Source organism: Vibrio sp. JPW-9-11-11, from assembly GCF_013369335.1.
GTDB lineage: Bacteria > Pseudomonadota > Gammaproteobacteria > Enterobacterales > Vibrionaceae > Vibrio.
In genome coordinates this window covers 442,078-465,798 of record NZ_SZQJ01000036.1, presented here as the reverse complement: position 1 = coordinate 465,798, position 23,721 = coordinate 442,078, and the positions used below count along the sequence as shown (strand labels likewise).

The 23,721-nt window shown below is 48.9% G+C and carries 15 protein-coding genes and 2 pseudogenes; 10 read left to right on the top strand and 7 right to left on the bottom strand.

Going from position 1 to position 23,721, the window contains the following annotated elements; all coding sequences use genetic code 11:
* Positions 1–366 precede the first annotated feature (366 nt).
* Positions 367–4,572, top strand: a complete 4,206-nt coding sequence (gene fdhF / locus FCU94_RS17965) for a formate dehydrogenase subunit alpha (protein WP_176289835.1) — start codon at positions 367–369, stop codon at positions 4,570–4,572.
* 40 nt (positions 4,573–4,612) lie between these two features.
* Here fdhF and ehuR read toward each other — a convergent pair whose 3' ends face one another.
* Positions 4,613–6,022 carry a MocR-like ectoine utilization transcription factor EhuR gene (gene ehuR, locus FCU94_RS17960; RefSeq protein WP_255199298.1) on the bottom strand — a complete coding sequence of 470 codons (1,410 nt, stop codon included), beginning with the start codon at positions 6,020–6,022 and terminating at the stop codon, positions 4,613–4,615.
* Between the two features lie 243 nt (positions 6,023–6,265).
* Here ehuR and doeA point away from each other — a divergent pair, with 243 nt between their 5' ends.
* The 5 genes from doeA to FCU94_RS17935 all read left to right on the top strand — a co-directional run bounded on the left by doeA (position 6,266) and on the right by FCU94_RS17935 (position 12,193).
* Entirely contained in the window at positions 6,266–7,453 is a 1,188-nt protein-coding gene (doeA, locus tag FCU94_RS17955; RefSeq protein ID WP_176289833.1) for an ectoine hydrolase DoeA, read from the top strand.
* Between the two features lie 53 nt (positions 7,454–7,506).
* The gene (gene doeB / locus FCU94_RS17950; RefSeq protein ID WP_176289832.1) at positions 7,507–8,547 is read left to right on the top strand and encodes a N(2)-acetyl-L-2,4-diaminobutanoate deacetylase DoeB; all 1,041 of its coding nucleotides are present in this window, start codon (positions 7,507–7,509) and stop codon (positions 8,545–8,547) included.
* Between the two features lie 45 nt (positions 8,548–8,592).
* Entirely contained in the window at positions 8,593–9,072 is a 480-nt protein-coding gene (locus FCU94_RS17945) for an Lrp/AsnC family transcriptional regulator (protein ID WP_176289831.1), read from the top strand.
* A gap of 154 nt (positions 9,073–9,226) precedes the next feature.
* Positions 9,227–10,747, top strand: a complete 1,521-nt coding sequence (locus FCU94_RS17940; RefSeq protein WP_176289830.1) for an NAD-dependent succinate-semialdehyde dehydrogenase — start codon at positions 9,227–9,229, stop codon at positions 10,745–10,747.
* Between the two features lie 39 nt (positions 10,748–10,786).
* Positions 10,787–12,193 (top strand): aspartate aminotransferase family protein, encoded by a 1,407-nt coding sequence (locus FCU94_RS17935; protein ID WP_176289829.1) that lies wholly within the window; start codon positions 10,787–10,789, stop codon positions 12,191–12,193.
* Positions 12,194–12,318: 125 nt separating this feature from the next.
* Here the strand turns inward: FCU94_RS17935 and FCU94_RS17930 are convergent, their stop codons facing one another.
* Positions 12,319–13,224, bottom strand: a complete 906-nt coding sequence (locus tag FCU94_RS17930; RefSeq protein WP_176289828.1) for a LysR family transcriptional regulator — start codon at positions 13,222–13,224, stop codon at positions 12,319–12,321.
* A 107-nt stretch (positions 13,225–13,331) separates the two neighbouring features.
* On the opposite strand from FCU94_RS17930, the gene accD reads away from it, so the two are divergent.
* Positions 13,332–14,198: an acetyl-CoA carboxylase, carboxyltransferase subunit beta gene (gene accD / locus FCU94_RS17925; protein WP_176289827.1), complete on the top strand. Its 867-nt coding sequence runs from the start codon at positions 13,332–13,334 to the stop codon at positions 14,196–14,198.
* Between the two features lie 154 nt (positions 14,199–14,352).
* Here the strand turns inward: accD and FCU94_RS17920 are convergent, their stop codons facing one another.
* Positions 14,353–15,918, bottom strand: coding sequence for a sensor domain-containing diguanylate cyclase (locus tag FCU94_RS17920; protein ID WP_369597272.1), 1,566 nt, complete (start codon positions 15,916–15,918; stop codon positions 14,353–14,355).
* A 133-nt stretch (positions 15,919–16,051) separates the two neighbouring features.
* Here FCU94_RS17920 and FCU94_RS17915 point away from each other — a divergent pair.
* Positions 16,052–16,549, top strand: a pseudogene (locus tag FCU94_RS17915) (IS5 family transposase); the annotation flags it as partial.
* A 133-nt stretch (positions 16,550–16,682) separates the two neighbouring features.
* Here the strand turns inward: FCU94_RS17915 and FCU94_RS17910 are convergent.
* The 4 genes from FCU94_RS17910 to FCU94_RS17895 form a co-directional block, all read right to left on the bottom strand.
* Positions 16,683–17,840, bottom strand: coding sequence for an MFS transporter (locus FCU94_RS17910; RefSeq protein ID WP_176289826.1), 1,158 nt, complete (start codon positions 17,838–17,840; stop codon positions 16,683–16,685).
* Positions 17,830–19,380 (bottom strand): ABC-F family ATP-binding cassette domain-containing protein, encoded by a 1,551-nt coding sequence (locus FCU94_RS17905; protein ID WP_176289825.1) that lies wholly within the window; start codon positions 19,378–19,380, stop codon positions 17,830–17,832. The genes FCU94_RS17910 and FCU94_RS17905 overlap by 11 nt, the downstream gene beginning before the upstream one ends.
* A 507-nt stretch (positions 19,381–19,887) precedes the next feature.
* Entirely contained in the window at positions 19,888–20,793 is a 906-nt protein-coding gene (locus FCU94_RS17900; protein ID WP_176289824.1) for an alpha/beta hydrolase, read from the bottom strand.
* Between the two features lie 190 nt (positions 20,794–20,983).
* Complete coding sequence (locus tag FCU94_RS17895; RefSeq protein ID WP_176290086.1) at positions 20,984–21,946, bottom strand: nitrilase family protein; 963 nt, start codon at positions 21,944–21,946, stop codon at positions 20,984–20,986.
* A gap of 92 nt (positions 21,947–22,038) precedes the next feature.
* Between FCU94_RS17895 and FCU94_RS17890 the strand changes: the two genes are divergently transcribed.
* Positions 22,039–22,908 carry a LysR family transcriptional regulator gene (locus tag FCU94_RS17890; protein WP_176289823.1) on the top strand — a complete coding sequence of 290 codons (870 nt, stop codon included), beginning with the start codon at positions 22,039–22,041 and terminating at the stop codon, positions 22,906–22,908.
* Between the two features lie 124 nt (positions 22,909–23,032).
* Positions 23,033–23,628: pseudogene (locus tag FCU94_RS17885) on the top strand (tyrosine-type recombinase/integrase).
* The last annotated feature ends 93 nt before the right edge of the window (positions 23,629–23,721 follow it).

Genomic DNA, 23,721 nt, shown 5'->3' with positions numbered 1-23,721 from the left:
ATCTTGTGCTCAATCGAGCAGGTGAGAGGCTACGCCGACTAACCCTGTGAAATCCAAATTAAAGTGATAAACGGATAACAGGTGTTAGTTGTTCATGTTGGCGTAAACTCCGAGAGAAATGATGGGCGCAGTATAGTGCAGGCACTGGTCACTTTGCAACCAAGAGATGACGACACGCACGGAACAAGGATCATCGTCACATATGGAAAAAAGCTATCTAAGTTTGGGGGCGAGATTGCACGAAAAGAGACACTTAATACCTCGACCAAAATATCTAAACTTTGAGTTTTTTGTCACACGAACTTTTCTCATAACGGATTATCCTTAAAAAACGCATGGTTTATTGGTTTTGCCATTGAGGGCGTTATGATTGAGATTGTGATTGATGGTAAATTCCGAATTGTCGACCCCGACATCACCTTACTTGAAGCGGCTCGAATCTGTGGCGTAGAAATTCCCTCACTGTGTGGGCTCAATAAAAGTGGGCACAAGGTCGCTTGTGACTTATGCATGGTCGAGGTGGAAAGTGGCGCAATGCAACGGGCATGTGAGCTCAAGGTCTACCGAGGCTTAGAGGTGACAACACAGTCATCTGCACTGAGCCAACACCGCCAAGACGCACTCAATCGTATTATGCGCGACCACTACGCCGACTGCGAAGCGCCGTGCAAAACCGCCTGCCCCGCTGGCGTTGATATTCAGTCTTACCTGTATTACATCGGCCAAAATGATCACCAAAAAGCCATCCAAGTGATTAAACAAACCCTACCGATGCCGCTTTCGATTGGTCGAATCTGTCCTGCATTTTGTGAAAGTGAATGCCGCCGTGCGCTGGTCGATGAACCTATCGCTATTCGCCAGCTCAAACGCCATGCTGCAGACGCTGACTTAGCCGCCGCCAAGGCCTACATACCAGAGAGAAAACCGGCTAAACAACGCTCAATTGCCGTGGTGGGCAGCGGTCCTGGTGGCTTAACGGCAGGGTACTATCTCTCGAATGAGGGCTATGAGGTAACCGTGTTTGAGTCTATGCCTAAACCCGGCGGCTGGCTGCGTTATGGCATTCCTGAATATCGCCTACCCAAAACCATTCTCGACCAAGAAATCGACTTGATGTGCCGTAATGGGATGGTGATAAAAACCGAGCACAAGTTAGGCAAAGCGTTCACCCTCTCTCAACTGAGCGAAGATTATGACGCAGTGTGTCTGGCGCTGGGTGCATCCGTGGCGGTTGAAATGCACTACCCAGGCAGCGACTTAAAGGGCTGCTACTTGGGTGTCGACTACCTAAAGGACACGATGACTGAACAAAGCTACACCACAGGGCAGAAAGTCGCTGTCATCGGCGGCGGCAACACAGCGATAGACTGCGCGCGCACAGCAAAACGTGCAGGGGCCGACACCACCATCATATATCGCCGCACGCGAGAAGAGATGCCCGCCGAAGATTACGAAATCGAAGCAGCCGAACAAGAAGGTGTCAAGTTTCTCTTCCTCACCAACCCAGTGCAAAACATCAGCGATGACCATGGCCAGGTTCAAGCCATCAAACTCGAAAAAATGGCGCTTGGCGAACCAGATGACTCTGGTCGCCGACGCCCTCAGTCGACAGGTAAGTATATGACTGAGGCGTTTGATACCGTGATCGCCGCGGTATCGCAAAAACCGGATCTCAGCTTTCTCGATAATGAGTCGCTTGACCTGCCACTCACTCGTTGGAACACGGCGCAAAGTGACAACCTTACGATGCATAGCGGCACGGGCAATATTTTCAGTATCGGTGATTTTCGGCGTGGCCCGGCGACCGCAGTCGAGGCCGTGGGTGACGGCCGTTTAGCCGCCAAAGCCATTGATCTTTACTTAACCTCAGACATGTCCTGCATGCCCGAGCCTGAGTTTAACGCCCGCAAAGAGCGATCTCTTGGCCATATCGATCCGCTCCATTTTGCCCAGTTCGAAAAAGCGGCCCGGACCATCATGCCCGAACTGACCCCAGAGCAGCGGGCGCAAAGCTTTGCTGAAGTCGAACTCGGCTTTGATAATCAAGAGGCAATTCGCGAAGCCCTGCGCTGCTTGGAGTGCGGTTGTCAGGCCAATACTCAGTGCGATTTACGCAATTATTCAACCAAGTACGGCGCTCAGCAGTGCTTCGACGACCACCTCGAAGTCAAATCAGCACAAGAGTGGCAAGCGCTGAGAGATAAAGACCACAGGCACAAGTTTAGCGTCGACCGCAGCTCTGAGTTTATTGAGTTTGATGCCAACCGCTGCATCAGTTGCGGTCAATGTATTGATGCCTGCAGTGAACAAGCGGTACACGGTATCCTCAATTTCGTGAACGACCAAAACGGTCGCCCTGCGTTAAGGCCCGACGATCGACCTCACTTTGGGTCAATGCGAAATGGTCGAATAAGAATGGGCGACTCCAACTGCGTGCAATGCGGCGCCTGCATACAAGCTTGTCCCACAGGAGCCATGGTCGATAAGCGCCACCGCGCCCAAGGACGAACCGATCCGCTAACCCAAGTCGACACCATATGTACATACTGTGGTGTGGGTTGCAAGCTGACCATGCACGTCAACCCTGCGCAAAACAAGATTGAGTACATTACTGGCGCCCAATCCCCGGTCAATCAACAGATGCTGTGCGTTAAGGGGCGGTTTGGTTTCGATTTTGTCGCCGACAATAGTCGCCTGACCACCCCCCTTATCCGCCAAGATGGCTGGCTACAACCCGCCAGTTGGCCTGAGGCTATCGAGCTTATCGCGACAAAATTCAACGCATTAAAACGCGATTTTGGTGGCGATGCCCTAGCGGGCTTTTCTTCAGCCAAAACCACCAACGAAGACAACTACGCGTTTCAGAAATTTATCCGCCGCGAGTTTGGCACCAACAATGTCGACCATTGTGCAAGGCTTTGTCATGCCTCGAGCGTGACTGGACTTGAGGCCTCGCTTGGCAGCGGTGCCATGACCAACGATATTCCCAGTATTAAATACTCAGACGTGATTTTTATTATCGGCTCTGACACCACCTCAGCACACCCAATCATCGCTTCACACATTAAGCAAGCCATTCGTCATCACGGTGCACGTTTGATCGTCGCCGACCCGAAACGCATCGACATGGCTGACCACGCCGAGTTGTACTTGGCACACCGGCCGGGCACCGATGTCATGCTGCTGAATGGAATCATGCAACAGATCATCAAAAATGGCTGGCACGATCAAACCTATATCGATGAGCGCGTCGACGGCTTCGACACTTTACTGCAAGAAGTCATGTCGCCCGCTTACGCGCCTGATAAAGTGGAATTGGTGACTGGCGTTAGCGCCGAGGATGTCTTTGCGATGGCACGTATGATAGGTACCGCTAAACGCACCGCTGTCTACTATTCGATGGGGATCACTCAACACACCACCGGGCACGATAACGTGCGTTCAATCGCTAACTTACAATTGCTGTGTGGCAACATCGGCATTGAAGGCGGAGGAATTAATCCTCTGCGCGGCCAATCCAACGTGCAAGGCGCGTGTGATATGGGCGCGCTGCCCAACTGTTATCCAGGCTATCAAAAAGTGTATAACCCGATGGTCAGACAAAAATTTGCCATGGAATGGAACGCGCCCAATCTCTCTGCTGAACAAGGGCTCACCCTCACTGAAATCATCGACGCAGCGTGCCAGCGCCAAGTGCGTGGTATGTATATCATGGGTGAAAACCCAGTACTCAGTGATCCCAATCAAGCCCATGTGATAGAAGGGCTAGAGGCCCTCGACTTTTTAGTGGTGCAAGACATCTTCTTGACCGAAACCGCGCACTACGCGGATGTGGTGCTGCCATCGTGCTCGTTCGCCGAAAAGTCAGGGCATTTCACCAATACCGAGCGGCGGGTACAACGGATTAACCCTGCGGTAAAACCGCCAGGAGAGGCCAAACAAGATTGGTGGATCGTTCAGCAAATTGCTAATGCCATGGGCGGAGACTGGCGCTATCAAACCGTGTCAGACATCACCAGTGAAATTGCCCGTGTGACACCGCAATACGCCGGGCTGCGCTGGGAAGCGATTCCACCCGACGGTGTCCAGTGGCCAAGCAGCAAAAAGAATCCCAACGGCACCCGCATTATGCACCAAACCCAATTCACCCGCGGCAAAGGCCAAATGGTCGGCATTCCATTTCGCTACGCCGCCGAACTGCCTGATGAAGAGTACCCGCTGGTACTCACTACAGGCAGGGTGTTGGAGCAATTTCACACCGGCACCATGACGCGAAAAACTAAGGGGCTTGATAACCTAGCAGGCCCAAGAGCCATGATCAGCGTCCAAGACGCAGAGTCACTGGGCATCAGCAACGGACAACGTTTGCGAGTTTCAACCCGCCGCGGTGAAATCGAAATCGATGCCTTTGTTACCAAACGAATTCAACAAGGGGTGATCTTTATCCCTTTCCATTTTGTCGAGTCTCCGGTTAACCGGTTAACCACGACCGCCACCGACCCTCACGCGAAAATCCCAGAGTTTAAGGTGGCAGCGGTTAAGGTTGAAGTGTTCAATACTCCACCCACCTAGCGCGGCACAAGCTGCCTCTTAAGCCAGCCACTGCGTCGGCTCAAACCAAGAAATGAGAGGTGGGGGGATTGGTATCCAAAATCTCCGCAATGACAGATAAGCCATGTTTGATGTAGCCGCGATTGGTTTCTGCGCCTAAGCTAATGCGAACACAAGGCATCGATTGATTGGTATCGAAAACAAAGGGTTTAAAGCCGGTGATTTGCACCCCAGAGCGCTTGGCTGAGGCGACCAGATCATCGCTACTCCACTGCTCTGGCAATGTTAACCAAATATGCTGGCCATTAGGGTGCGAACTATACACATGCCCTTGCAAGGCCGCGTTTGCAATTCGCTGCCGCTTGGCAAACTCATTCATTTGAAAGCGAATCAGCCGATTCAATGTGCCATTTTCTATCCAAAGATGCGCCACTTCAAATGGCAATGGTGTCGCCGACCAGCTAGTAGCGGCTAAACGGCCAATCGCATGCTGCAAAAAATGGCGCGGCACCGTCAAGTATCCGGTGCGCATCCCGGGCGCAACGACTTTAGTTAAACTGGTCACATAGAAGGCTTGTTCAGGCAGCAGCGTGGCAAGAGGTGGCACACGATTGGGCTCGAGAGCGCCGTAGACATCATCTTCGACGACATAAATCTCATACTTTTGCGCAATTTTCGCGATCGCTTCTCTGCGCGCGAGATCCATATGCGCGCTGTTAGGATTCGCCATGCTCGGTGTGCAGCACAAGGCCTTAATCGACTTGTGTCGGCACGCCCATTCAAACGCATCCGGCGTGATTCCAAACTCATCCATCTCAAGCGGTTGTAGTTTGAATCCCAACATTCTCGAACGGGAGATCAAACCATGGTCAACCAAATGACCACAAGCCACTAAGTCACCATGCTCGACCACGGTACTTAGCGCCAACGTTAATCCATGACAGGCCCCGTTGGTCAGCAGTATTTGCTCGGGCCCGACCTCTAAACCTTGGCTACGCAGATACCGCGCTCCCGACTCAATATGATGTGGCTGGCCTGTCACTGGCTTTGCCTTGCTGATCAATCCGCGATTGTTGGTTTGCCCTGCAATCTCAATTAACGCCTGATTAAACAGCGTGATATGTCGATCGGTAACCACCGCGTGGGCAATCGACATGTCAATCTCATCTGGTGTCTCTTTCATCTCTTGCGTCAGCATGAACTCGCTGTCCGTACTGTCGTCGACAAAACCTGCTTTTACAAACGTACCATTGCCGACCCAAGATTCGAGCGCGCCTTTTTTCTCAGCAAAACTATAGGCATGACTCACCGTTTGGACACTGACCCCAAGTTGCTCGGCAAACTCACGGTGTGTTGGAAGCCGCGTCCCCGGTTTGAGATAACCATTTCGAACGCATTCAACAAGATAGTGACCAATGGAGAGATACTTGGCGGTGCCTGGGCGAATGATCGGGTTCAAAGAAATTGTCATGACACAATATTTTAATTGATTCAATTTTAAGTGTCATTGTAACTTTAATTTAACAAATGACGAGTTTTTAATCACCAAACGTGGTTCAATGCACAAAATTAAACCACAATTGTAATGATTAACATGATTTGTATCGCTCAACAAACAAGTTAATACGCAGGTCGCGCTGACCTATCGCGGGTAGAAATACCTCAACGTCTCCGAAGGCTCTTAAAGCGTCGGAAATAGTAACAAGGAGAGATTATGAGAGGCGTTGCTATGCACTTTACACTGGATGAATTTCAGGAGCGGCTAACCAAAGTTCGCCAATCCATGGAAGAACGCGAACTGGATGTTTTGATCATCCATGACCCGTCTAACATGTCATGGCTGACGGGTTATGACGGTTGGTCTTTCTATGTTCCGCAGTGTGTCGTTGTCGGCTCATCTGGCGAGCCTGTTTGGTTTGGACGTTGCCAAGATGCGAATGGGGCGTACCGTACCGCGTATATGTCGGCCGAAAACATTACCTACTACCCCGATCATTATGTGATGAACCCGCCGTTGCATCCGATGGACTTTCTGGTCGAGGCCGTGCTCAGCCCTCGTCTTTGGGATCGGGGTCGAATCGGCGTCGAGAAAGACAACTATTATTTTAGCGCCACCGCCTACGAGTCACTCATTACACACCTGCCGAACGCCCAACTTATCGATGCCACAGGGCTAGTCAACTGGTGTCGCGCCGTTAAATCGGATCAAGAGTTGGCTTATATGTACCGCGCAGCGCGCATCGTTGAAAACATGCACCGCGTCGCGTTCGACATGATCGAACCCGGTCTACCAAAACACCATCTGGTTGCTGAGATTAACCGTCAAGCAGTACTTGGCCATGAAGACCATTTCGGTGATTACACCGCGATTGTGCCACTTTTGCCCTCAGGTGCCGACGCCTCGGCACCGCACCTTACTTGGGATGACAGACCATTCAAAAAAGGCGAAGGCACCTTCTTCGAGATCGCTGGCGCACACCGTCGTTATCACTGCCCTCTCTCGCGAACCATCTTCCTTGGCGAACCTGACGACAAGTTCAAGCGGGCAGACGAGGCACTAACGCTCGGCCTAGAAGCAGGGTTGGCGGTGGCAAAACCGGGCAACACCTGCGCCGACATCGCCAATGCCCTAAACCAGATTCTCGACAAAGCCGGATTTTCACGCGAAGGCGCCCGTTGCGGTTATCCCATCGGTCTAAGCTACCCGCCAGACTGGGGAGAAAGAACCATGAGTTTGCGCGACACCGACAAGACGATACTGCAAGAAGGCATGACGTTCCATTTTATGCCGGGGTTATGGTTTGAAGACTGGGGTTTAGAAACCACCGAAAGCATAGTGATCACCCAAAGTGGGGCCAAGACACTGTGTGATTTTCCCCGCCACCTGTTTGTAAAACATTGATTTTTTTTAAATCTACCCTGGGTGAATTAATATTGACGGCCAAAGGATTTGATATGCAAGAAAGCTCGATCACAGCCACCGTAGACTTTGACCGAGACGGCGTGCAACACGGCTTTTTAGCCCTGCCTCACTCCCATGATGACTCCGCTTGGGGCAGCATTATGATTCCTATCACCGTGGTAAAGAATGGTCATGGCCCCACCGCGCTGCTTACCGGGGGGAATCACGGCGATGAATACGAAGGGATCACTAGCCTACTTAAGCTGACACACTCCCTTCAACCAGAGCAAATTCAAGGGCGCGTCGTCATTGTGCCTATGATGAACTTACCCGCCGTTCAAAACGCATCACGAACCTCGCCCCTCGACAAAGGCAACTTAAACCGCAGCTTTCCGGGAAATCCTAGTGGATCCGTCACTGAAAAAATCGCCGACTATTTTACCCGCCATCTAGTGCCAATGTGTGATTTTGCCCTAGACATTCACTCGGGCGGGAAAACCTTAGACATCTTGCCTTTTGCCGCTGCGCACCGCCTCCCCAATCGAGAGCAGGCGCAAGCCTGTATGTTAGGTGCTAAGCTGTTTGGCGCGCCCTACACCATGATCATGCTCGAGATGGATGCCACCAGCTTGTATGACACAGCCGTTGAATCCCAAGGCAAGGTGTTTGTCACCACAGAACTAAGAGGTGGTGGGACCAGCACCCCAAACACAATGGCTTACGCAGACCGCGGTATTCGCAATTTCTTACGCTATTCAGGCAACTTAGCCAGTGAATACGAACCGCCGATCCAACCTACGCAATGGCTATCTATGCCCGACGCCCGTTGTTACGTGCAGAGCCAACATAGTGGCATCTCCGAATATCTGTTTGATCTCGGGGATACCATCCAAGAGGGCGATGTGTTAGTGAGAATCTATTCAACCGAGCGCACCGGCGTCGCCCCTGTCGAATACATAGCAGAGCGCAGTGGAGTGCTTGCCGCGCGCCGATTTCCCGCAAAAGTGGGGATGGGTGACACACTGGCGGTGATCGCTAAAGAGAGCGGAGAATGGATAGAGTTCACACCTGATAGCACGCTTTTCAAAAGGTGAAGCACAAACTGCCAAAGCGATGAACAACGGACAAGGAGAACCACTATGCGCCTCGACCGCTACGACGTGAAAATTCTACAAATTCTGCATGACGATGGCCGCATCACCAAGTCACACCTAGCAGAAGCGATCAACCTTTCGGTCAGCCCCTGCTGGGAACGAGTCAAAAAACTGGAAAAAGCCGGGATCATCGAAGGCTATGGCGCTAAGGTGAATACCGATGTGTTGTTTAAGCGCACCTCCGTCATGGTGGAAGTATCCCTCAAAGAGCACAACGCACAGGCGTTCAAACGATTCGAGCAATTGGTCCAACATTCACCCGAAGTCACTGATTGTTATGCCACCGGAGGCGGCGTGGATTACATTCTCAAAGTTCAGTCTGAAGATATCGACCAATATCAGCGCTTGATCGATAACTGGTTAGAGTCAGAAGTAGGGATAGAGCGCTACTTTACCTACATTGTGACCAAAACCATCAAACGTGACGCAGGCGCCATAGACGTCAATCAAAATGCCTTGTTTTAGCGGCCAAACCACACTGCCAAGGAGAACAGAAAAAACCGCTCTTCATATGGGTTGAAACAGAAATTTTCGCCTGTTTCCTTGCAGCGTTCAGAAATTCTTTCAGCCACATCTCCATTACAGTTTAGCTATGGACAACGCGCTGGGAGAAGGACTCATGACAGCACTGCACAGCTTACATGCAGAGGAACTCAAAGCCTCGCATGACATGATGGCGATAATGAAAGACGTTCGTTTGGTTAGGAGCCTAGCTTACATCAATGGTAAGTGGGTCAGTGGCGACCAGTTTCACCCGGTCGATAACCCCGCTGATGGCACCGTTATCGGCTATATCACTCAACTGTCTCAGCAACAGCTCTATCAAGCGATCGACAGCGCCGATCAAGCCTTTAGTCAATGGCGAAAACTGTCAGCGGAACAACGCGCCGAAATACTGATCCGGTGGCACGATCTGATTCTCGAATCAAAACAGGATCTTGCTTGTTTAATGGTCATGGAACAAGGTAAAACCTTAGCCGATGCGTTAGGCGAGGTTGACTACGGCGCCTCGTTTATCCGCTGGTTTGCCGAGGAAGCTCGTCGCAGTTACGGCGAGACCATTCCGAGTCACATTCCCAATGCACAACTCTCCACGCTACGAGAGCCAATCGGCGTCGCGGCTCTGATCACGCCGTGGAATTTTCCGAATGCGATGGTGACGCGCAAAGCCGCCGCCGCTTTAGCGATTGGCTGCCCAGTGTTGATTAAACCCGCCAGTGAAACGCCTTTTTCTGCCTTGGCACTCGCGGAACTGGCCGACCGAGCAGGCTTTCCGCCGGGGGTATTTAACGTGATCACCGGCGAGGCGGTCATGGTGTCGCAAACATTATGTCATTCAGATAAGGTCAAAGCGCTCTCGTTTACAGGCTCGACACGGGTGGGCAAGTTACTGTTGCGCGACGCGGCGCAAACCGTAAAGAAATGCAGTATGGAGCTGGGTGGAAATGCCCCTTTCATCGTGCTGCCAGATATGAACATCGAACAAGCCGCGCAAGCGGCCGTAGAGGCGAAGTTTCAAACCGCTGGCCAAGACTGCCTCGCCGCCAACCGCATTTTCGTGCCTAGCGATAACTATCAGGCTTTCCTGCAAGCATTTGCCAAAGCAATGGACACGATTGTGCTAGGTAATGGCCTAGATGAGAAAACCACGATGGGGCCGCTCATCAATCGCGCCGCCGTAGACAGGGCCCATGCATTAGTACGTGATGCGCTGGACAAAGGCGCAACACTCGTCGCGGGATACCATCAGGCCGTGCCGGGCGACAACTTCTTCGCCCCCACTTTGCTTGCCGATGTCACCCCCGACATGGCGGTGTATCGCGAAGAAAACTTTTGCCCAGTGGCTGGGGTCTTGCCTTATAAAGATTTAGATAGCGTGATTGAAATGAGTAACGACACTGAATACGGCTTGGCCGCCTACGTTTATGGTCACGATATTCAGCAGATTTGGCGCTGCATGCGCGGGTTAGAATTTGGCATGGTCAGCGTGAACTCGGTCAAAATGACGGGGCACCCTATCCCATTTGGCGGCATGAAACAGTCAGGTCTCGGACGAGAGGGGAGCCGCCACGGCTTTGAAGAATACAGTGAGATCAAATACTGCTGTTTGGGCGCACTGCCCACCGTAAGCGGTAGTTAAGGGCACAGAAATACGCCGACACATTCAAGGAGAGCAATCATGACCCATAAAACCGAACAACTTTTAGACATCGACCGTCAACGAGTATTTCATGCCTCCACCCACCTCAAGCAGTACGCGGCAGGTGAGCTACCCGGTAGAATTATCTCCAGCGGCAGTGGGATACGCATCACCGACTCCGAAGGCATTGAGCTTATCGACGGGTTTGCCGGACTATACTGCGTGAACATTGGTTACGGGCGAACAGAAATGGCCGATGCCATCTATGCCCAAGCCAAAGAGTTGGCTTACTACCACACTTACGTTGGCCACACCAACGAAGCACTGGTGACGCTGTCTGATCGCATCATCCAAATGGCCCCCGAAGGCATGAGCAAGGTCTACTACGGTATGTCTGGCAGCGATGCGAATGAAACTCAGCTCAAACTGGTGTGGTATTACAACAACGCGCGCGGCTTACCCGAAAAGAAAAAAGTCATCTCACGTGACCGCGGCTACCATGGTTCAAGCATCGCTTCTGGCTCCATGACTGGGCTACCACTGTTCCATGCCCATTTTGATTTACCGCTGGATCGCATCAAACACACCGTTTCTCCATATTACTACCGCCGCGAAGACGACAGTATGTCTGAACTTGAGTTTTCTCAGTATTGCGCCGATCAGCTCGAAGCGATGATCTTAGAAGAAGGGCCAGAGACCGTCGCCGCCATGATCGCAGAACCCGTTCTTGGGACAGGCGGGATAGTGCCGCCGCCCGAAGGATACTGGCCAGCGATTCGCAAAGTACTCGATAAGTACGATGTACTGCTCATAGCCGATGAAGTGGTGTGTGGTTTCGGGCGTTTAGGCAGCGACTTTGGCTCACTGCACTACGACATGAAACCCGATCTCATTACGGTAGCAAAAGGCCTAACCTCTGCCTATCAACCGTTGTCTGGGGTTATCGTCGGCGAAAGGGTGTGGCGCGTACTGGAAAACGGCACCGACCAGTGGGGCGCGATCGGACACGGCTACACCTACTCCGGTCACCCCATGGGCGCGGCCGCGGCCAACTGTAACCTCGACATTATTGAACGCGAGGGGTTGGTAAAAAACGCAGCTGACGTTGGTGCATACTTACAACAACAAATGACAGAGCGGTTTAGCGACCACCCTTTAATCGGTGACACCCGCGGGGTGGGTTTAATGCATGCACTAGAGTTCTCTTCAGACAAACGGCGCCGTGCTCACTTTGACCCTAACTTAAAAGTGGGGCCACACATCGCAGCAGCCTGTTTAGAGCAAGGATTAATTGCTCGCGCTATGCCACACGGCGACATTTTAGGCTTTGCGCCACCGCTTATCGCGACACGTAGCGACATTGATACCATCGTCGACAAAGCGCACCAAGCCGTCAACAAAGTAATGGACAACCTCGTCACCTCAAAGCAGTGGCAACCGAAATAATCGCAAGTCACCCACTCAATGGCCGCTGCCTTTATCGAACTTAAGATAGCGGCCACTTCTATTAAAGCATCCCGCATATTAGCAACTCATCAATAGCAAACCTTTCATTGATATAGTTCTTCAGCTTATCCGTTTCTATCTAAATTGGCGTGATGCTGTAAGTGTTCAATAAACATCGGGATTTTTCTTGCCAAGTGTTTTCTGGAAGCATAAAAGACATACAAAACCAAATCTTCAGGCTCGTACTCCATTGTCACTACTTCTAAAGAACCGGTATCTATCTCATTGCGACAGGATTCGGCTGGCAATATCGCGAAACCCAAACCAGCTAATGCACCTGACTTCGCGAGATGCCCACTATTGACCTTAAATGAGGACTGTACCTTTTGAGTAATAAGCTCACCCTTAGTGTTTTTGAAGACCCAAGGTGTCCCATTTAACGCAGTAAAACTATTGATACACGGGACGTGTTTCAAATCAGTAATCTGAACAGGTCTAGGAGAGGTCTGTAAGAGTTTTGGAGATGCCACAACAATACTTGGCCAGCGTTTAATCTCCTTAGCTACCCAATTGTTATCTTCAAGCTTTCCTCGGTGAAAACTCAAAATGACGTCAAACCCATCAAGTAAGTCCTCTTTCGGGCTGATACTTGTATCGCAGCATAATGAGATTGAGGGATGCTGGGAACAAAAAGAAACCACTGCTTGAGCTAAAGCAAGCGAATCAGGCATTAGAACTTTAAGCTGCCCCATAACCTCATGAGAGTGCTGTGTCACTTCCTCAAGCGCATCATTAAGTTTGTCCAGCAATGGCTGAGTTCGCAAATAAAGGTGTTCCCCTGCATCTGTCGGAGCGATTCGGCGTGTAGTCCTATCAAATAGACGTATATCCAGTCGCTCTTCCAGTAAAGCAATATGGCGACTGACATTTGATGTCGGCAAGCTTAGGAATTTCGCTGCCCGTTTAAAGCTGTTGTTCTCATAGACACAGTGAAAAGTTCTTAGCCACTGCTGGTCAATCTTATCAAACATTTATTTAATCCCATATTGTTGGATTATAAAGCCCATTGAACGCACTTTATTACCATAAACAGGCTTATACAATACTCTTCACTAAAGTTATCTGGATAAGGTTTCCTATGAGTTGGTTAGAAAAGCTAATAGATAAAAAGAATATAATCAGTACACGTAAAGCGCCGATTCCAGAGGGGCTATGGACTAAATGTCCTTCATGTGATCAGATCCTTTACCGCATAGCTCTTAAGGAGAACCTGGAGGTGTGTCCAAAATGCGACCATCATATGAGAATGTCGGCACGCCGCCGAATAGACTGCTTTCTGGATAAAGGAGAGCGAACTGAGATTGCCAGTGAACATGAGCCGAAAGACTTGCTCAATTTTAAGGATCTGAAACGCTATAAGGAACGCCTTGCTCTAGCCCAGAAAAGTACGGGAGAAAAAGATGCCTTAGTTGCGATGAAAGGAAAACTTATGGGCTTACCTGTTGTTGTCTGTGCATTTGAGTTTTCTTTTATGGCAGGCTCGATGGGTTCAGTGGTCGGCGCTCGTTTTGTTCGGGCCGTTGAATCGGCTATTGATGCAAATTGTGGGTTAGTTTGCTTTTCTGCCAGTGGTGGTGCTCGTATGCAAGAGTCTCTGATGTCGTTAATCCAGATGTCAAAAACCAGTGCCGCGCTAAATCGTTTATCCAGTAAAGGCTTACCTTATATATCTGTATTAACAGACCAAACATTGGGTGGTGTATCAGCGAGTCTAGCCATGCTGGGAGATATTAACATTGGCGAGCCGAAGGCAATTATCGGCTTTGCAGGACGTCGCGTGATAGAGCAAACCGTTCGTGAGACATTACCCGAAGGTTTTCAGCGAAGTGAGTTCATTCTAGAGCATGGCGCTATCGACATGATTGTGGATAGGCGTGAGATGCGCAAACGAGTTAGTGGGCTAATAGCTAAAATGACTCATACCGCTAACTCGCTGAAAGTATAGTCTATAGGCTCTTTAACCAAGCTGATCTCCCAACATACTCCAGTCCAGCTTCGAGCTTGCTGCGCTTCGAGTACGTTACCTATAATCAGCTAGTTAGCTATACAGAGGGGTAATCCGTGGCCAAACGCAAGAGCTGACACGATTTCATTAGTCACTAGTGGACAAGCTGCGACCATGCTGTCGTTCTATTACGCCCTGCATCTTTTGATTTGTATAAGGCGCTATCGGCTCTGGCTATCACATCGTCAATATTGGTATCCCTATCATTGACCTCTGCGACCCCTACGCTAATTGTAATGTTTTTTGGTGCAGAGAATCTATGTGATTCAACCAGTTGGCGGAGTACTTCAGCCACTTTTAACGCGTTGTTTTCGGGCGTGTTTGGGAGTAATAGAATAAACTCTTCGCCTCCCCACCGAGCAAAAGTGTCTGAATGCCTGACTTTTGCAGAGATAAGATCGCTAAGTTCTTTGAGATACGCATCGCCGACGTTGTGGCCCATCCCATCGTTAATTTTCTTAAAATGGTCTATATCAAACAAAACGACACTGAAAGTCCCACGTGCTTCCCTATACTTGACGAACTCAAACGTTAAGTTCTCGGTAAATTTGTTTCGATTAAATAGTTTGGTCAAAAAATCAGTGTTGGAAAAGTGAACTAATTCCTTCTTGTATGCGTGTTCCGAGTATATATTCCACACATAAATGAACGAGACCAAAAGGATGAGAAGTGCGTACACCATAAATGTGTTGTTCAACCTCCCTATCGCCGTATCTTGAGAGCTGGTAATCAAGTACGCTACGTGCTGATTTTTGAAATTCTTAAACGAAATAAAACTCAGAATATAGTCGGTGTTAGCGATAGTGATCACCTGAGAAAAAGTGTTTTCGCCTTCAATAAGAGGCTCTAGATCTGCTCCAAGGTTCTCTACATTAGCAAGGATATCCTTGTATTTAATCTTTTCAAGATTCTGCTCAAATACTGCCTTGTCGTAATAGTAATGTTCAGATAACAAGGTAGGAATATAATTGCCCTTCATATCCTCAAACAGCTTTGCATCCACTGTAGACTTATCGATCACAAAATAGAAATCGTCTTTAGGGTAAAGCTCGAATAGGAGATCCAATATACTTCCCATAGACAAAGAAGCCTCGACACTACCCAAAGCCTGCTGTTCAAAAGTAAGCGGATAGACAAATCTGTAACCATTGAATACTTTTCCTTCCTCAAAACCCTCAATAATTTGCTGGTGTATGTTTGCAAGCCTTACTGACTCACGAACAGCGAATAAATTATCACCGTACTTCTCAGGCTTGTGTACTCGCAAGAAACTGTCGCCATTCGCAAAGTGGAAATGCAACTGTCGAAAATGATGTTGTTTAAGAAGTTCGTAATTTGGTTTTAGCCGTTGGTAGATTTGTTGTCGATTTGTATCCCGCACCGGACCAGGAGATTCTACAGCCTCTTGAAAAAGCGCCATAATTTGCGTGTCCTGCGATATTTGCTGGTAAACATAGTGAGAAAACTTGGCAAAAACCCCTAAGCTCGCCTCCACTTTCGACTGCATCACTGCTGAGTAATTGTCTAGGATACGTGTCTTTTGATCATGGTACTCACGATTGAGCACCGTAAAAGAAATGATGTTCAGAACAACCAAAAATACAATGTGAACTAACATCTTGGCTTTAATGACATTTTTTAAATGAGGCCTAGTCGTCACATATTACCTTTTTATATACAAACTACAGTTAGCATAAGATTAGTTGATAGTTGAGGCTTTGTTGCTAAAATCGATGGAACTAAATCAAGAAGCTACGATCTGATCGGCTACACCCATCAATCGTCTTGGCCTCATGCCTAATCCTCGTTACAAAACAACTAACTGGAAGCAGTACCACAAAGCCTTAAGCAACCGTGGTTCTTTGAGCTTTTAGATTGATGAGGAGAGGATAGCCGAATGGAAGCAAAATAGACAAGGCAAGAGTGATAGACCTCGCCGATTCAGCGACTTAGCGATTACTACCGCGCTCATGGTGAAACGCGTTTTCTCTATGCCATTGAGAGCGCTGCAAGGCTTTTTAGAGTCAGTATTTAAGCTGGCTAACATCCCGCTTGTTAGTCCACACGACACCTGTATAAGACGCCGAGCGAAGGAAGTTGAGGTTTCTTTTGAAACCAAAACCAGAGGAATAATACAACGCCTGGCCATTGACGCCACTGGTCTCAAGGTTTATTGCGAAGGTAAATGGAAGGTCAAGAAGCATGGTACTGATGGGAAACGCAGAGTATGGCGTAAGCTGCATATCGCAGTAGATACCAACACCCGCGAAACAGTGGCAGCAGAGCTTAGCTCCCAACATACTTATGTCCAACTTCGAGCTTACTGTGCTTCGAATACGTTACCGATCGTCAGCTAGTACTGACATGAAAAAGGCAATCTCATCACAACCGAAGCCGCCAAACGACGGCTTTGGTTTAGAGAAATCAATCTGCCTCAAGGGCGGGGACAGGCTTAAGGGCCGCAATCGCAACGGCAAACAAACCCACCGCCAACACGGCAAGCCAGACTGACCCCAGTGAATAAGCATAACCCGCCAGACCGGACCAGATAGCAACGCCAAAATGCATCATACTCATGCCTAGCGCCATCAAGGTGCCACGGTGTGAATCTGACAGTTGCGCAATATGGTTTTGCAGTGCTGGAGAACCGATTCCGCCAGCCAGAGACCAAAAAAATAGTACTGGCAAAAACATTAACACATGCGTTGCGGATGCACCGAACACCCAAGCGCTGCACAGCAAGCAAACCACCAGTGCAGCTCGCATCACAGCACGGCCGCTGCCCAAGCGTCGAATGGCTCTAGACATCACCATATTGCCCATCACACTGACACCACCAAGTATCGCGTACGTCAAGCCAACCAATGCTATGTCCAGTTCAGTGGCATCACGTAAGCGCTGTCCCACCAGATTGAAGACACCGATCCCTCCCCCAAGGCCAAGCCCCATTGCCAGAAGCGCTCCGCGGGCGCCCGGAATCCGTAGCAGTTGCACCATGGCAGGTTGCTCTGGTTTAGCCGTTTTGTTTTTGGCGTAATGCGCACCGCCTTGAGCCGCGAGCAATGCCGCCACCATCAGTGCCGCTGCGCCTAACACGATAAACGCTGCGCGCCAGGACAGCCACTCTGTCAAAAAAGCCCCAATAGCCGGGCTGGTGATCATTCCCAAAGTCAAACCAGCCTGAACCAGAGTAATGTGCTTCATCGCTTTGTCACCCGGTTGGTCACCGGCCAATGCAAACGCGATCGGCAACATGCCGGCACTGGCTAAGCCAGTCATCACCCGCGTCAGTAAACCCACATCGAACTGGCCGACCAGACCAGTAGCGATCGAAGAAAGACCGAACAACACACAAGCTGGCAACATAATGCGCAGTCTCCCCCATTGGTCAGATAAGCGACCAAAGTACGGGGCAATAAACGCTATCGCCAAGCTGTAGGCCGTGATAAACAACGTGATCCGTTCTGCTGGCACGCCCAGATCCTGTCCGATGGGTTGCAAAATCGGGCCCAGCAGCAGCTCATCCGCCCCCACCAAGAACGCAATCAGGAACAACAGCGCAGGTAACCTTTTATTTGACATCACTCATCTCCATCTTTGCCATATCAATCACTTTATCCGGCCAGTTGGCCAGAAAGTCCGGCTCGTGCGATACCACGATCACCGTTCCAGCATAGGCACACAACGCCTGTTTTAACGCCGCTTTTACGTCGACATCCAAATGGGTGGTCGGTTCGTCAAGCACCAATACGTTTGATTTACTGACCGCCAGACACGACAACTTTACCTTGGTCTGCTCACCGCCACTCAAACTGCGCAGCGACTGCAAGGATTTACTGCCGCTGATGCCAAACTCCGCCAGTTTCTGACGCGCACTTTTGTCATTCAACTGAACACACGCTGCACGCATCACCTGCATGGGAGTACTGTCCGGGTAATCCCAATGTAAGTCCTGAGAAAAATAGCCCCACAAAATGCCGTTGGCCTGTCGGATGTTCCCGGCAAGAGGATCGAGCTGACCGATCAGCGTTTTCAGCAGTGTCGACTTACCCAAACCGTTAAAGCCAACAATCGCCAGCTTTTCGCCGCGCTGAATATCGAGATTCATCGCCGGTAACAAGGCATGTTGATAGCCTATCTCAAGTCGAGTTGCGGTCAGTACCGTCTGGGCACTCAGAGGAGCATGAGAAAAACCAAACTCAGGCTGACTCTTTTGCTGCGGCTTGTTCACCCGCTCAATTTTCGCCAACTGTTTTTTACGGCCGTTGGCTATCTTGGCGTTCACTCCCGCACCGTTTTTGCTGATGTAAGCTTCAAGCTTGTCGATTTTCTGCTGTTGGGACTGATACTGCTTAAGCTGGTTAAGCGTCTCCTGCTCCTTCTGCGCCATCGCTTTTGCGTAGCCGCCTTGATATTTTCGGATCTGTTGATGGTCTATGTCGCATATACCATTGGCAATCCGATTGAGAAATGCCGTGTCATGCGATACCACCATAAACGTACCGGAATACTGATTGAGAAACTCCGCCAGCCAGGTCACGTGATCTGTATCGAGAAAGTTGGTCGGCTCATCGAGCAATAATACATCCGGCTCTTCCAGAAGCAGTTTAGCCAAAACCACTTTATGCCGCTGACCGCCACTCAAACCTCTCATGTGTGTGGTCATTCCAAGTGGCAGAATACCCAGCCCCACCGCCACCTGTTCAATACGATGAGTCAGGCGGTAGAAGCCCCCTTCTTCCAGAAGCGATTGCAGCTCTGCCGCGCGATTCAGTGTTGCATCGGACACCGCTGATGACATTTGCGCATAGAGGCGATTCAACTCTCGATCCGCAGCCAGTAAAGGTGCATAAGCAGTCGCCATAAAATCGAATACTGACAGCGAAGGATCAATCTCAAGGTGCTGATCGAGGTAGCCAACTTTCACACCCGGCTGCCAGAGGATGTCACCGTGATCCGGTAGATACTCACCTTGTAATAGCTTGAACAAGGTACTTTTACCCGCACCATTTGGTCCGGTGACACCCAGATGCTCACCACGATGGAGAGCGAAATCGGCGTTTTGATATAAAACCTTGTCTTTCACCTGAAAGCCCAGGTGTTTGATAACTAATAAACTCATGTTTTTAAACCATAAAAAAGGGGCCGGTAACAAGTACCGGCCCCTGGAATCTGTTCGATATTGATGTCTCTGATTTCCAGACACAAAAAAGGCCGGTGATAAAGCATCACCGGCCGACCTCTCTAATCATTTCTTTCAGATGTCAGTCACCCTGCGTTATTTACGCATTACAACATCTGATGAAGATTTGGTTTTTCAGGCTCCGAGCAACACTTCATCGTGTATTTGCGCGGAGTTCAGCCTTCTTACGAAGTTCTTGAACAGGATATAAATCATGGTAGAGAGTTATCTATAAAAATACTGCGCGTAATGTAATTGCCGATCGGATAGAAGTCAATCATCACAAAGGGGTAGACGCAAGCCTAGCTCCCAACATACTTCTGTCCTGCTTCGAGCTAGCTGCATTTGCAACACATTACCGATAGTCAGCTAGTTTTGAGATACAAAAAGTAATGCGTGGCAAACACAAGACCTGACCCCATTTCATTTGCCCTGTGCTAACTAAGATCATTCCAACCATGCTTGAATCTGTTTGATAACAGCTGGTATCTCACTTTCTCCTCGCTGGTTTTGAAAGGCGTGATCCAAACCAGCAAGTAACACAAACGACACGTTCGAACGCGATTGCATCAGCTGCTCTGCTTGTCGTTTTGCCTGCTCAGGTGAAACGTTAATGTCTCGCTCCGATTGCAAAATGAGCATGTCGGCACTAACGCGTTCAAGTATCATCTTTTGGTCTAACGTCAGCATCTCTTTCCACCAAGCAAAACCATGGGAGCTCATATTGATGTCCATCGTTTCAGCGCTCACCACGGCTTGCTGAAAACCCAAGAAACCATTCTTTGCTTCCATCAAGGCTTCCGGTGGCATAGTTTGCTCCATATTATAGAGAACATCATCAACAAAGAAGCGCCCACCAGCGTTCAGAGACACTAAACTATCAATCGAGGGAACTTGTGACGCGACCATGGCGGCAACCACGGCCCCTTCACTCCCGCCAAGTACAATAATGTGCTCATAATGACTCTCGAGCTTTTCGATCACTTGCTGGTAATCTGCCGCGCGCTGTGTCGGAGAATCCTTTTGAATGTACGCTGATGGGCAATCAGGGCTATCGCCATCGGGATTCCATCTGATCGCTTGGTTTAGCCCATATTTCTCTACCGTGAGTAAATCAGCCTCTGGCACCGTTTGAGAAAACAGATCATTAATCGTCTTGCTGTGGGAGACACTATTGCAATCAGAGCCTTGCATGATGACCAACAAGGTGTCACTTGGATTTTGCGCCGTTCTGGTGAGGTAATAAATTAACGATGAGCCATCTTGTCGCTCAATAATATGGCTGGTGGAAGACGCTTTGGCGACACCAACAATAAACAGCGGTATTAGTAGAATAATCCGAATAAGGCTCATCTCAATCCCTTAAAACTAATATAACAGTTAAAATTTCACTTTTTGAGCACCGCGAATCGGTAAAGTTCATTTTGCATTTAAGAATCTGAATCAAGCGGTGACTTAAAGCTTAACCCGCGCTGTTGTGCATGGGCGTACTGATCATCGCCAACGTATTATTCGTTGGCGACCACTCAATAAGTTACGCCATCTATTTTAGTGTCGAGAATCTTGCCTGATAAGGCGTCAATTCATTCCCTTCCATCGTTAAGGGAGCGTATAGGTTAGGTCTACGCCCTCTGATCCAGCGCCTGCCTGTACACATATTTAGATCTTTAGCATTGAGATCGGCAATAACCATATCATTATCGATGCAGTCAGTTTCAGCGATAATTTCACCATAGGGATTGAGCACCATCGCATTCCCCGTTCTAACTTCATCCATATCAACCCCAACACCGTTACTAAAGATCAGGAACATACCATTGTCATGGGCACGCGCGGGTAGCCAACGCATCAACCACTTTTTTCCTTTAGAACCTTGCATTTCAGAACGAATCGAATCTGGATCTTGGTGACGATTATGCCAAAGCTGGGGATCAATCAAACCCATCGCATTAGGGCTGCGAGAGTTCGTTCCACCTGTTTGATGAGGCGCGACGAGAATATCAGCCCCTTTTAATGCGGTTATTCGAACATTCTCGACTAAATTATTATCCCAGCAAATCAGGATCCCTACACGGCATCCGTATGGCGTATCAAACACAGTGTATTCATGGCCGCTTCTCATGTGTTCACTGACAAACGTATGCAGCTTTCTGTGTTTGGCTATCTGGCCATCAGGCATTGCCATGACATAGGAATTATAGAGATTTCCGTCCTTATCCTTTTCAATTAAACCTGCGCCGATGCTAAGTTGGTATTGCTTAGACATTTTTAGCAAGCGTTGAAACGTTGCCCCTTGTGGAATGAACTCGGACAACTCATTGATCTCTAATTTGTTAAGCTTCGACACATGCCAATAGCCAGTCACACACATTTCAGGGAAGACGATGATTTTTACCCCTTGTTTAGCCGCCTTTTCTACGTAACTTTGAATGACCGATAAGTTGTAGTGTTTGTCGTTCGCATGGTGGTTAAATTGGACAGTCGCAACACGGATATCTTTCATAATGGTTCCTTTTACTTAGTGAATATCAACCATTTTAAAAAGCCCCTTTGATTCCGTATAATGAATAAATTTCCTATAATTGATGAGCACATGGAATGGATCTTGTCGATTTACGCACATTCTGCCAGTTAGCTGAGGATCGGAACTATCGAGTAGCTTCAGAGCACTTACACATCACTCAGTCAGCTTTAACTAAGAAGATTCAGCGCCTTGAAGCTTTTTGTGGAGTGGTTTTATTTGAGAGAGGAAGACAAGGGGCCAGTCTAACTGCGGCAGGCGTAGCTCTTTTGCCTGAAGCGCAACGAATTGTATCGAGTTTTGAATCTTATAAATCTCTCACTCAACGAGTCGCCAAGGGAATGGCAGGAACTCTTAATATAGGTTTTGGCATATCTTCCTACCACCTTGCGCCAGATTACATAGCTAAGTTTAAAAAACACTACCCAGAGATCCACATTACACTGAACGATATACCATCTCAAAAGCAGTCAGAGCTCCTACTTCAGGGGGACCTTCATCTCAGTTTTAGTCGACTACCCACCGTAGCTCCGCTAAAGGGCATGAAGCTCTGTACAGATCACCTAGTGCTTGCCGTGCATAAGAGTCAAATTATAGACAAAAACAAACTGTGGTTGTCGTTAGATTCAATCGATTACTTACAGCTTAACCCTGAGCGAGGTAAGGGGCTAAGCCAACAAATAAGCATGCTATTAGAGGAGCATGAGAAAAAACTGAATGTAGTTCAGGAAGCCGATGATATTCAAACATTGTTAGCACTAGTATCAGCAAATTTGGGCTTCACTATTGTTCCTGCAAGTGTAAAGCATATTGCGAATGAGCATGTCGCTTTTTGGGAGCTACCAGGGGTAAATAGCTCATGGGATGTCGGCCTAATTTGGAATGAGCAGTTAGAGAGCTTTGCAAAAGATAATTTCATTCAATTTGTTGAGCAGATGCAAATTTAACGGCGTTGATTCGATAGGTGGGCTGTAACTCATTTTTGTCCACCAACATTTCAGATCTTTCTGAGGCCTACTATATGTGACTGCCAAACTTCATGTTGACCAAAAACACTGAGAGGAGGTCATCATGAGAAAGTCACCTTCTGGAAAATGCAGTGGCATCAAAAGGCCATTTAAGCTTGAAGAGATCTGGCGGATCAGAACTAGGCTGGAGATTGAAAACGATTTGATGCAGCTCGCGATACTGAACCTAGCTATAGATAGCAAGTTAAGAGCGAGTGATTTGCTAAAGTTACACGTTTACGATGTTTCTTCGCAAGGAGTTATCTATGACAGGGTTCAGTACATCCAACAAAAAACGGGAACCGATGTCCACTATGAGATTACACCAAGAACGCAGCAAAGTATTAGTCGATGGATTTTTGCAGCATCCCTAGAGGCAAGCAGTTTTCTATTTCCGAGTAGCCGCCGCTCTGGGCAACCTATCAGCTACTCATTCTATCGAGCAATTATCAGGAGCTGGGCTGTAAAGCTTGGATTGAATGCTGACTATTACGGTACTCACTCCATGCGTCGCACCAAAGCAACTTTAATCTATGCCAGAACGAAAAGCATCAGGGCTGTACAGATCTTACTTGACATTCAAAGCTTGATTACACTATTCGATACCTTGGCGTTGAGCTAGAGGACGATCTGAGGTTGTCTGAGAAAACAGACTGCTGACAGATAGAAGCTGTTACAGGCTTTTCTCCTGAAAAACCTGTGCCCCAAAGTGAGTTTCGTCTCAGATAGTGCATCAGAGATGGTTCTTGATTT

Excerpts from the sequence above, each read along its gene's own strand:
- fdhF (WP_176289835.1), top strand. The coding sequence starts at position 367 with ATGATTGAGATTGTGATTGATGGTAAATTCCGAATTGTCGACCCCGAC.
- ehuR (WP_255199298.1), bottom strand. The coding sequence starts at position 6,022 with ATGACAATTTCTTTGAACCCGATCATTCGCCCAGGCACCGCCAAGTAT.
- doeA (WP_176289833.1), top strand. The coding sequence starts at position 6,266 with ATGAGAGGCGTTGCTATGCACTTTACACTGGATGAATTTCAGGAGCGG.
- doeB (WP_176289832.1), top strand. The coding sequence starts at position 7,507 with ATGCAAGAAAGCTCGATCACAGCCACCGTAGACTTTGACCGAGACGGC.
- FCU94_RS17945 (WP_176289831.1), top strand. The coding sequence starts at position 8,593 with ATGCGCCTCGACCGCTACGACGTGAAAATTCTACAAATTCTGCATGAC.
- FCU94_RS17940 (WP_176289830.1), top strand. The coding sequence starts at position 9,227 with ATGACAGCACTGCACAGCTTACATGCAGAGGAACTCAAAGCCTCGCAT.
- FCU94_RS17935 (WP_176289829.1), top strand. The coding sequence starts at position 10,787 with ATGACCCATAAAACCGAACAACTTTTAGACATCGACCGTCAACGAGTA.
- FCU94_RS17930 (WP_176289828.1), bottom strand. The coding sequence starts at position 13,224 with ATGTTTGATAAGATTGACCAGCAGTGGCTAAGAACTTTTCACTGTGTC.
- accD (WP_176289827.1), top strand. The coding sequence starts at position 13,332 with ATGAGTTGGTTAGAAAAGCTAATAGATAAAAAGAATATAATCAGTACA.
- FCU94_RS17910 (WP_176289826.1), bottom strand. The coding sequence starts at position 17,840 with ATGTCAAATAAAAGGTTACCTGCGCTGTTGTTCCTGATTGCGTTCTTG.
- FCU94_RS17905 (WP_176289825.1), bottom strand. The coding sequence starts at position 19,380 with ATGAGTTTATTAGTTATCAAACACCTGGGCTTTCAGGTGAAAGACAAG.
- FCU94_RS17900 (WP_176289824.1), bottom strand. The coding sequence starts at position 20,793 with ATGAGCCTTATTCGGATTATTCTACTAATACCGCTGTTTATTGTTGGT.
- FCU94_RS17890 (WP_176289823.1), top strand. The coding sequence starts at position 22,039 with ATGGATCTTGTCGATTTACGCACATTCTGCCAGTTAGCTGAGGATCGG.